Source organism: Bacillus cereus group sp. N21 (genome assembly GCF_016483395.1).
GTDB classification, from domain to species: Bacteria; Bacillota; Bacilli; order Bacillales; family Bacillaceae_G; genus Bacillus_A; species Bacillus_A pseudomycoides.
The window spans coordinates 20,011-30,904 of record NZ_JAEHBX010000059.1; the positions used below are offsets into that span (position 1 = coordinate 20,011).

Here is a 10,894-nt window from a genome sequence, read left to right on the forward strand (position 1 = left end):
ACCACTTACAATCATTCTCTTATTACCTCGATATTGCATGTCTACTAATAATTCTAACCCTTGCTTACAACACGTCATCATTCTTTCTCTTCTCCTTTATTCCGTAAAAATGCTCCATTCTATTCATCTATCATTTACATGTATTTCCCCCTCTTATCACAACTTATGTACGCATCCATTATAAGAAATGTTTCCAAGTAAACATTTTAATTATACAAGATTTTGTATTTCTTTCACACTCTAAATTCAGTAATGATTTTATCTTTCGACAAGTTAAACTTGTATATAAATCTATACAATGTTTACAAACTATCTGGCCATTTTGTATGAATATTCAGATTTTCATCGGAATAAATTCTTATACTCATAATATGATAATTGATGTCCATCAAAATCCACATCATGTGTGTACTTAAATCCAGCCTTTTCTAAAACATTCTTTGACTTCTCATTGGCAATTCTAATTCTTGCAGTTAATTTTTTGACTTTCAAATCATGAAAAGCATATTGGATCGATGCATGGGCTGCCTCTGTAGCATATCCTTTTCCCCAAAACTTCGGATCGAGAAGATACATGATTTCTAAATCTTCTGTTCCATCAATATACCTTAAACCACAGTGTCCCATCATTTCCCTCGTGATATGATTGAATATAAGCCATACACCAAAATTATGTTCATTCCAATGCGCTATGAACTTTCCAATATATTGTTCAGTTTCTTCTCGTGGCATACCTCTAGATATCGCAAGCCACTTACCTACCTCATTGTTTTTTACAATTTGATAGAAAGCATCCACATCTTCTAAACGAGGTTTTCTCATATAGAGTCTTTTCGTATTCATTGATTTTACATTCACATGAATAGACATATCCTTTCCCCCTTCAATAAAATCTTAATTTTCATCCTGGTAAATTATAGCATGATTTTTCTCTCTTTTATTAATTTCAAGAATGAAATATTGTTATATACAAAAACAGACTGTTGTCCAAGCACAGTCTGTTTTTGTATATTTCATTTTATTTTTTCACATTTGCCCATTTCAAGCTAGTCACGGGTCCGAATTGATGTACATATAAATCTTTCACATATGGTTTTTGTAAATAAGATAATCCGCGCTGGAACACCGGTGCAATTACCGCATCATCCAATAGCATTTTCTCTGCATCTTGCATCGCTTTCCAACGTGCCTTTTCGTCATTTCCTAATTCCATTTTTGTCTTTTTAATTAATGCATCATATTCTGGATTTGCATAACCAGTATTATTGACACCACTTTCTGAAATAAAGACTTCTAAGTAAGTCATCGGGTCTGGATAATCCGGCAACCAACGCGATAATGACATTTCATATTCTTTCTTTTTCTCTAACGCTAGTTTTTGAGAGTGCGGTTGTAGTTTCACTTTTATCGTCAATCCTGGTAAGGTTTTCTCTAATTGTTCTTTAATATATTCCCCTACTTTTTTAAAGTTTTCTAAATCATAGTTTAACATTTCTAACGTAACTTCATTCGTTCCTGTTTCTTGCTTGGCCTTTTCCCAATATTCCTTTGCCTTGTTCACATTCGTTTTATTAAACTCTGTCGTTGTTTCCCTGAAATCTTTTTTATCTGGCCCTTTTAAAAAGCCATTTGGAACATAGTAGTTTGCAGGTACTGATCCATCGTTTAAAAATGAAGTCGCAAGTCCCTTTTTATCAAAAGCCATGCTAAGTGCGAGGCGGGCATTTTTGTTTTTTAGAATTGGTACATTTTCATTAAATCGGAAGAAATACATAACCGGATCTGTATATTGTTTCAATTCTTTATTATTTTTATATTTATCAACAAATTCTGTTGAAATAACAGCACGATCAATTTTATCTGTTTGATATAGATTTACTACGGTCGAAATTTCTTTAACAATTTGGTAATTTACTTCATCTAATTTCACTTCTTTTTTATCCCAATATTGATTGTTTTTCTTCATTGTAAAACTTGCTTCATGCTTCCATTCTGATAATGTAAATGGTCCATTATATAGAGTTTTATTTGCTTCTAAACCATATTTATCTCCTTGTTCTTTCGCATACTTCTCATTAATTGGATAAAAGGATGGTAAACAAAGTAATTTTGTAAAATAAGGGACAGGGTGTTCTAACTCTACAGTAAACGTTTTATCATCTTGAGCTTTTACTCCTAATTCATCCAATCCAATTTGTTTCTTATTTATCTTTTCTGCATTTTTCACATCATACATAATATATGCATATTCAGAGCCCGTTTCTGGATTAACAAGTTGCTTCCAAGCATATACAAAATCATGTGCTGTTACAGGATCACCGTTAGACCATTTCGCATCACGCAAATGAAATGTATATGTTTTCCCATCTTTACTAATCTCATGCTTTTGAGCAATTCCAGGAATGACCTCATCATTTTTTGAAATTCTAAATAATCCTTCCATTACATTATTTAATACGTTAAATGAAACAGCGTCTGTTACTTTTAAGGAATTTAATGATGGAATTTCTCCTGTTTCTGTTAACTGCAATACTTTCTTCTCTTCTTTTGGTTTTGTCGTGGACTTTTCTTTTCCACAACCAGCTAAAAACGAAGAAAGAAGTAACGTACTAACCAATGAAAAGCGAATAACCTTTTTCACTTTAATCCCCCCTTTTTTAAATTCCTACTAATCTTTCATATTAAGGTAAATAGCGACGTGCACCTGCATATTCTTCAATGTAACCTGGTGTATCTACTGGTATAATTTCAACTGTTTTCGCTGCATTTGGAGAATGTATCATTTTCCCATCTCCAATATACATTCCTACGTGGTGAACACTTCCTTTTCCTTGATTGTAAGCAAAAAACAGCAAATCACCTTTTTGCAAGTTTTCTCTTTCAACAGCAATACCTGCTTTTGATTGTGGACCAGAATCACGCGGGATTGTAATACCATGAGATTTGTAAATTGTATGTGTAAAACCAGAACAATCAAAACCAAAACCACTTGTTCCAGCCCATATATACGGCAATCCTAAAAATAAATTCCCAGTATTCACTAAATCATCTCCCGTTGGAACAGGGATTTCATTTTGTGATTTATAAACCTTTCCATCATTTTTCCGTAACCATGCTTTTTGTCCGTTTGGTAATAATACACGAAACGACATATTATCTTCACTTATTAGCGGTAAGCGTGTGTTATAACTAACCTCTAAAGATTTATATTTATCAGATGGATTAATGTATAAAATAGCTGTCGGTTTTGTAATAAGAACAAATGGTTGTTCCTTTTTCCCTGCAAATTCTTGATTATAGGTTAGCTGTTTTACCGGGACCCATCCTGGATATCCTGCTTCATTTCTTGGCGTTGGCTGACCATGAACAACTACTTTTGCCCACTCACCTTGCCGATCAATGATTGTTACTTCTTGCCCTAATAAAGCTTGTGTTTCTAATTTATTTGTACTTGTTAACCAAAGCTTTTCATCGAGCGTCATCGATTTCGTCCATTTCCATAGATTAACAGGATTCATCGCACTTGGTTCATCAATTGGACGAAGCAAATTTGGCCCAGTCCATAATGTTGCTGCTGCCACATCTACATACGCTTGATTACTTTTTACCTCTTCAGCATTTGCAACTGAAATAGATGAAAATACTAACAAACAACTAAAAAGCAAAGTAATGGATTTTCTCATAAACACATCCTCCTTTTATTAATATTCCTCCCTGTTCAAGCAAAGCGTGACATCAAAAACAACTCTTCTGCCGAAACTTTATTCTATATTCACTGCGTGATGCAGGTTTACCCTTGGTCCGTTATATGTGATTCCGCTTGGCTCTTCCATTAACCATAAAGGAGCATCAAGATCAAAGTAGTGAATATTTGGATGAGCGGCTGCTACATGTGCAATTGCCGCCACAGAAAGCGATGATTCCATCATGCTACCAACCATGCATTTTACACCGGCAGCGCCAGCAATATCGGCAATCTTCCATGCTTCCCGTATCCCGCCACATTTCATTAATTTAATATTTAATAAATCGGCGTATTGCCCTTGAACAAGCTTTAAAGCGTCTTGCGCCGAGAAAGCACTTTCATCAGCCATGATTGGTGTTTGCACATGATCTTTTACATATTTCATTCCTTCCCAATCTTTCGCATGAACGGGCTGTTCTACAAATTCTATATTTAAATTTCTATTTTCCATTTCTCGAATAATCGATACAGCTTCTTTTGGACTCCATCCTTGATTTGCATCTAATCGCAAAGTTACATCCTTCGGCACAACATTTCTGATCGCTTCAATGCGTTCTAAATCCAATTCTGTTGATTTACCAACTTTAATTTTTAATGTGTTAAAGCCTTTTTCCACATGACTTTTTGCTTCTTTCGCCATTAATAAAGGTTCATCAACACTTACTGTAATATCTGTTTGAATCTCTTTCTTTCCACCTAATAACGCATATAATGGGATATTATGAAATTGACAATACACATCATATACAGCCATATCTACTGCTGCCTTCGCACTCGTATTGCCTACACAGCTCATTTGGATTTGTAACAACAACGTTTGAAATTGCTGCAATTCTTTCCCGATTAACACAGAGCGGATTGGCCCTAAAATAGCTTCTCCCATTCCACTCGCACAATCCCCAGTAATAACTGGAGTCGCAGTCCCAGCCCCTTTTCCTACAATTCCTTCATCTGTGTGAATAAAAACATCAATACTTTCAATTTCTGTTACAGTGCGCAAAGCTGTTTTAAATGGTGTATGAAGCTTAATATAGCGACGTTTTACTGTTAGATCCATGATTTTCATTTCTATTCATCCTTTCTGTCCAATAAAAAAATCCAGCCATAAGAATGAATCTTATGGCTGGATTTTGTCTATGAATGTGTAGACAAAGCAGCAATTTGATTATATTTTTTTTGTGCATCTTTTAATGCTACAAGCAATGCTTTTTGAGACGATCCGAAATAACGATTTTTAATTTCTTCTACTAATTGTGGATCATTCATATTTCTATGTAGAAATAAATGTTTTACAAATTGAGCAGTTAATGAAATGGTTGCTGAACAATCCGCATCTACAATTTTCCCTGTATCTTTTTCAACAACAAATGCAACAAAATAGCTTTTAAATTTTTCTGTAATTGGATTGTTTTGAGGTGCTTTTGCGTCCCCTACGATATAAATCGTATTAGAAGCGTACACATAAATCTTCCTTTCTTATACAAGGATAACGGTTTTCTTAACAGGCGAATAAGCTGTAGACTCATCGTTAATTAAGAAATGTATCCGCTTACTGTATATTATATACAATTGACAGAATTTTAACAATATTTATTTTAGTAAATATTGTACAATTATTACTGCCTACAAAGAACGAATAAAAATATTTAATATAAAAAAACAGTTAGCTAATTTGCTAACTGCTTTTTAACAGATGTTTCCTTTTCATTACTGCATATCTACTTAGGTAGTACAAATATAGTCTCATTTTGCTTAGAGAATTGATACTCTTTTCTCGCAAACTTTAAAATCTCTTCTTCATTATCTGTCAGATTTGCAACCTCACTCTTTAAATAACGTGAATCTTTTTTTAGAGAAAGTAATTGCTTTTGCTGATTTTTAATCGTATCTCGCTTTTCTACAATCATTTCTTGTTGCTTAGTAAGGATATATTGAATATAAAAAGTGGCCGAAAGAATAAAAATAAAAACTAAAACAAATCGCCGTACTTTTCTCTTATTTATAACTCGGTATTCATTAGACTGTGTTTGTTGTGGTGTATTAGGAACATTTACTTTCTTGAGTTTCCTCATTTTTTAAATCCCCCTAACCCATTTTATTTCACTACCACAGGCATACTTTCTTACTAACCTAAATTCTCTTCTCGTAAAATAAGCTCCTCCATAAAAAAATCTCATAAATTAACCAATTAGAGATAGCTTTCGACGACATCTCTATATTTCAGATGAAAATTTTATTTTTTGTGCTATATATTAGTGTTTTATGTTTTTAAGCTAAGCAAAAAGATCTCACAAACACATTCGCTTTTTCAGTGAATAATTTATTAGGGATTCCTTTTATTAAGGAGGTAAACAAATGAAATACCGCGCATTAGGAAAAACCAGTTTAACCGTTTCTGAAATTGGATTTGGCGCTTGGGCAATTGGTGGTGATGAATGGGGTCCTGTAAATGACAAACATTCTATCTCTGCAATGAAAAAAGCAATTGAATGCGGAGTAAATTTTATTGATACCGCTGATGTATATGGTTTAGGTCATAGTGAAAAATTAGTGGCACAAGCAATCAAAGAACATCGTAATGATATCATCCTTTCCACAAAGGGAGGTTTAATTGGTCATCACTATGATCCTGATGGAGAACCTGTCTACGATACAGCAGCAAAAGTAATTGCAGTATTTGAAACTAGCTTACTTCGCCTGCAAACAGATTACATTGATGTTTATTTTTGTCATATTTGGTGGGATAAAAAAGAGGAAACCGAAGCGTTCCTTCGCGCATTTGAAATTTTAAAACGAGATGGAAAAGTAAGAGCAGTTGGTGTTTCTACGCATGATTTACAATATATTAAAAATTTTAATAAAGACGGGCAGATTGATGTTATACAACTTGACTACAGCATACTTAACCGGGCACCTGAAAATGATATTTTACCTTACTTACAAGAGAAAAACTTAGGAGCTGTCATTCGTGGGCCATTAAAAATGGGGATATTAACTGGAAAGTTTACTGATCAAACAACATTCCCTGATGGTGATTTACGACAAGATTGGCCAAAAGAAACATGGTTTCAAGATGATTTACGAAAGGTTGAACAATTGAGATCCCTTTCAAACCCTAAACAAACTTTGGGGCAGTTGGCCCTTCGTTATGTACTCTCGCATCCTGCTGTATCTGTTGCTATTCCCGGAGCAAAAACAGCTAATCAAGCAGCAGAAAATGTCGCTGCTTCTGCACGCCCACTTCTATTAGAAGAAGAATTAGCATATATACGAAAGCTTTAAACAAAAAAAGATCAGTAACAATTCATTGTTACTGATCTTTTTTATCCCACTACATAAACAAAACTTTCATATTCAACTAATTGCACAACTCAATATCATACTCCATTCTTTTTGCTGTTGCTTCTGCAATTTCTTCCCCTAATAAATTTTTCACTATATGAAATGACATATTAATTCCGGACGAAATTCCTCCAGAAGTAATAATATGTCCTTCATCAACAAACTTTACATTTGTTCTCCATTCATTACAGCATTTGTAATTGCTACAATTGGATTCATCTTTATCCCCCTCTTACATAGACTCGTTTCATTTTTTAACTATAAAATAATTCTATTAAACATGAAGAATTCCTTTTCAACCCATTATAGTTTACATAATAATATTATTAATGTTAAACCTCATTTTCATTACTTTGTTACCAAATAAAAAAATAATTTTCTAATAAAAAAATAATTCATTTTTAGAATGAACTGTTTTGGGTTTAATCAAAAATATATTTTTGTATCTTTCTATAAAATAAACCACCACATTTATATAGAAATAAAAAAACTCGTACTGTAGTGACTTTATTACATTTCATTTTTTTATTTCGAATATCTTTTTAAAAATGTGAAAATGATTAATTAGTTTTAATATAAAAACAACCCTTAGTAGGCACCTATTTAAATTGTATTTTTCAAATAAAATTCGAAAATGTTTTTTGTATTTCATTTAAAAAATGTTTTTTTGTATTCTTTTATAGATACAATAACTCTTACATTAACCTATAGCAATTTTGCCTTCTTCCCTTCCCCGTCTCTTTTAATACATATGATTTTACTACGAGTTCAGTTAATGAATCCGTTAATGTTTTATATGATAAATTAGATAGTGCTAGCAGATCATTTGTATATAGAATTCTATGTTTTTCTAATAGTAATAATACTAATCGTTCAGATGGCTTTAATGTTTCGTCACTTTCTAGTATAAAATCTACATCTTTCATAGGATATTACATTCTCCTTATTTTTAAAATTACTATTCCCCATTATTAATACGAAAATATTATATAATAAATCTATTGTTATTTCAAAATAACATAATACTTATACTAAGAATGTAGGGTATCCTTCTAGTTAGAAATACTCTCTTCGCTTCTTCCATTCCCTTTCTAACATCCTTTCGGCAATTTGATGTTAGAATCCATCCCCTTTTTTCAGTACAAAAAAAGCCTCCACATTCGGAGGCTTCCTTCTATTTTACAATTGGCAGTGTTAATTCACTTAATTTTACTGTAAGTTTCGTCCCTGCTTTTGGACGAATCGTATAGTCATAATCACTTGCAATTAATACGACTCCGATTTGATGGCCGGCTTGGAATACATAATCATCCGGCTGCATGTCCCATGTAAATGTGTAATCTTTTCCTGGTATAATTGGTGTTGACTCTTCTTTTCCATTCAAGTTTTGTGGATCCATCCATCCTCTCGTCACAATTTCTGGTTTCTCACCACCATAATCAACAAGTAATGCGGTTAAATTTGAAACTGGACGATCAATACTCCCCTTAAATGAAATTTTTGGTGTACCACTTATTCTCATTTCTTTTTCGAGCTTAGGCATTACATATACTAACCGATTTGGTGATTCCAATTCTGGATTTGTTAGTAATTGATTCGATTTAATTTTTGCATCATCTAACAATGAAGACACTTGTTGTACCGCACCCATTCGAAGCGGTAAATCTACTGCTTTATTACTTAAAAGCATACGTATTTTAGACGGAGCTGCTGCAGGGTCTGGCCAATTTTTTAATTTTTGCCACGTTTTATTTTCTCGCTGTACATCTACCATCGGTTCATTCATAATTCCATTTTCAATTCCGTATAACCAATAATCAAACCATTTATTTTGTGTTTGCTGCCAGTTATTACTAGATGTTCCCCCATGTCCTCCTTGATGTAACCACATTTTACGTGGCACATTATTTTCTCCAAGAGCTTCCCACCATTGTGAAAACTGTTTTGTCTTTACATTCCAATCGTTTAAACCATGTACAACAAATACACTTGCCTTTATATTTTTTGCATCCTTCACGTAGTTACGCTTGTCCCAAAAATCATTATAATCTCCTGTTTTTCGGTCCTGCCCATCAGTAAGCTCTTTAATGATTTTTTGACAAACTTCAGGATTTTTTCTCGTTAATACTGCTTCGGCCATATTATCTGTATCTTCACCTTGATAACCACCTGGTGCAACAACTGCCCCATTTGCACGGTAATAATCATACCAACTGCTAATCGCGGCAATAGGAATAATTGTTTTTAACCCTTCAACTCCTGTTGTTGCAACAGCGTTCGGCAATGTGCCATTATATGAAGCACCTGTCATCCCGACATTTCCTGTAGACCAATCCGCCTGTATTTCCTCACCATATTCTGTGAATGCTTTTGCTCTTCCATTTACCCAATCAATAACAGATTTTGTACCGATAATTTCTTGTTCGTCACCAGTTGTTGGACATCCATCTGATTTCCCAGTACCAATGCTTTCACCTAAAATAACGGCATATCCACGAGGAACATAATAATTTCCATATGAACCGAGGTTAGCTGGTCCTGCATAAGGTTTACCTTCCGTAGGGTGTAATTCTTCATCTACATTATATATTTATCCCTGAACGATAAGGACTCATTTCATAAATAACAGGAACTTTCACACCCGGTTCTGTTTTCGGTCGCATTACCTTTACCGATACACGATCTTTTTTACCATCTCGGTCACTATCAATCTCTGTTTCTACAAATAAATTTTCTACAATTGCCTCATCAAGTGAATAAATTGGTTTCGTCATTCCATTTTCTAACTCAATCTTTACCGATTGAGCTAACGTTTCTGGTACTTTCCCATTTAGCGGTAAAGTAAATTTCTTTGAATTCTCTTCTTTCTGCTCTGCATGTACCGTAATACTAGATATGCCAGATGTAAGTGTTAGAGAAAACATTGCTGAAAGCGCAATCACAAACTGTTTTTTCCTCAAATTCCTTACCCCTTTATATTCTTCTACCACTTCTTTCACTATACAACAAAATGACAGAAAATTCAGTTTATAAAGAGGTGAAAACTTGAGAAATTTGTAATATTTTAATCTTTCTTATATAGCTTATAAGATTTCTCTAACCCAACATTATATTTCGTATTATTATTTGTCCAATCTTCTCCTAAATTTCCAGGCCATCCCGATGTATTGGCAACATATTTTAAAAGAGCTAATTCTGTTAATCCTTTGTTTACTCCACGTTTATAGGAACTCACCATATGTGAGATTGCTATTGTTGCATTCGTTTTTGCATCTTTTAAGTTCTCTTCTGATAATTGTGCAGGTGCTAATCCGCCCCGATGTAACTGAAATAGCCCAAAAGATGTCCCTTTATCTCCAACAGCTTTTCGATTAAATTTTGTTTCATGATCAGCAATTGCAAGTGGAATCCAGTCTGGTATACCGTACTGCTTCGAGATTTCAGTAATTACTAATTTATTATTTTCAATTTCTTTTTGTTTTTCATACTTCATATAAGCTGCATAACATAAAAGTGTCAACGTGCAAATTACTACTATATATTTTAATAATTGTTTCATAGATTCATATCTCCTATATCGTTTATGCTCAATCCTTGTATACCTATACTATAAAATGTTCATGTGACATCTATTTGACAGAATACAATTTTAAAAAATAAAAAGAGCTTACGAAGGTTATCTGAACTGTACCCCGAGTCGTGGGCACTCAAAAAAATGGTTCCGGTACAATACGAGGCCACTGAAAAACTTTCGTTTTTCATCTCATAAAACACGTGTAAAACAAAAAAGGCGACTTTTCGTTCAGT

The 10,894-nt window shown here is 33.6% G+C and carries 9 protein-coding genes and 2 pseudogenes; 1 reads left to right on the forward strand and 10 read right to left on the reverse strand.

The window, feature by feature from the left end; translation table 11 throughout:
* Positions 1-342: 342 nt before the first annotated feature.
* From JDS96_RS23775 to JDS96_RS23800, 6 genes are all read right to left on the reverse strand, one after another.
* A complete protein-coding gene (locus tag JDS96_RS23775) occupies positions 343-870 on the reverse strand; it encodes a GNAT family N-acetyltransferase (protein ID WP_199668222.1) in 528 nt (175 codons plus the stop codon).
* A gap of 148 nt (positions 871-1,018) precedes the next feature.
* The gene (locus JDS96_RS23780) at positions 1,019-2,641 is read right to left on the reverse strand and encodes a peptide ABC transporter substrate-binding protein (protein ID WP_199668223.1); all 1,623 of its coding nucleotides are present in this window, start codon (positions 2,639-2,641) and stop codon (positions 1,019-1,021) included.
* Between the two features lie 40 nt (positions 2,642-2,681).
* Entirely contained in the window at positions 2,682-3,683 is a 1,002-nt protein-coding gene (locus JDS96_RS23785) for a C40 family peptidase (protein ID WP_199668224.1), read from the reverse strand.
* Positions 3,684-3,761: 78 nt separating this feature from the next.
* Positions 3,762-4,811, reverse strand: coding sequence for a dipeptide epimerase (locus tag JDS96_RS23790; protein WP_199668225.1), 1,050 nt, complete (start codon positions 4,809-4,811; stop codon positions 3,762-3,764).
* A gap of 68 nt (positions 4,812-4,879) precedes the next feature.
* Positions 4,880-5,206 (reverse strand): DUF3870 domain-containing protein, encoded by a 327-nt coding sequence (locus tag JDS96_RS23795; protein WP_003198042.1) that lies wholly within the window; start codon positions 5,204-5,206, stop codon positions 4,880-4,882.
* Between the two features lie 257 nt (positions 5,207-5,463).
* The gene (locus tag JDS96_RS23800; protein WP_199668226.1) at positions 5,464-5,817 is read right to left on the reverse strand and encodes an FtsB family cell division protein; all 354 of its coding nucleotides are present in this window, start codon (positions 5,815-5,817) and stop codon (positions 5,464-5,466) included.
* 283 nt (positions 5,818-6,100) lie between these two features.
* Here JDS96_RS23800 and JDS96_RS23805 point away from each other — a divergent pair, with 283 nt between their 5' ends.
* Positions 6,101-7,027, forward strand: a complete 927-nt coding sequence (locus tag JDS96_RS23805) for an aldo/keto reductase (protein ID WP_199668227.1) — start codon at positions 6,101-6,103, stop codon at positions 7,025-7,027.
* Positions 7,028-7,103: 76 nt separating this feature from the next.
* On the opposite strand, the pseudogene JDS96_RS32370 reads toward JDS96_RS23805, so the two are convergent.
* The 4 genes and pseudogenes from JDS96_RS32370 to JDS96_RS23825 all read right to left on the reverse strand — a co-directional run.
* Positions 7,104-7,259, reverse strand: a pseudogene (locus JDS96_RS32370) (DJ-1/PfpI family protein); the annotation flags it as partial.
* A 523-nt stretch (positions 7,260-7,782) separates the two neighbouring features.
* On the reverse strand, positions 7,783-8,013 hold the full coding sequence (locus JDS96_RS23815) for a hypothetical protein (RefSeq protein ID WP_003198034.1): 231 nt from the start codon (positions 8,011-8,013) through the stop codon (positions 7,783-7,785).
* 248 nt (positions 8,014-8,261) lie between these two features.
* Positions 8,262-10,011, reverse strand: a pseudogene (locus JDS96_RS23820) (Xaa-Pro dipeptidyl-peptidase).
* A 140-nt stretch (positions 10,012-10,151) separates the two neighbouring features.
* On the reverse strand, positions 10,152-10,646 hold the full coding sequence (locus tag JDS96_RS23825; protein ID WP_033796197.1) for a transglycosylase SLT domain-containing protein: 495 nt from the start codon (positions 10,644-10,646) through the stop codon (positions 10,152-10,154).
* Between the last annotated feature and the right edge of the window lie 248 nt (positions 10,647-10,894).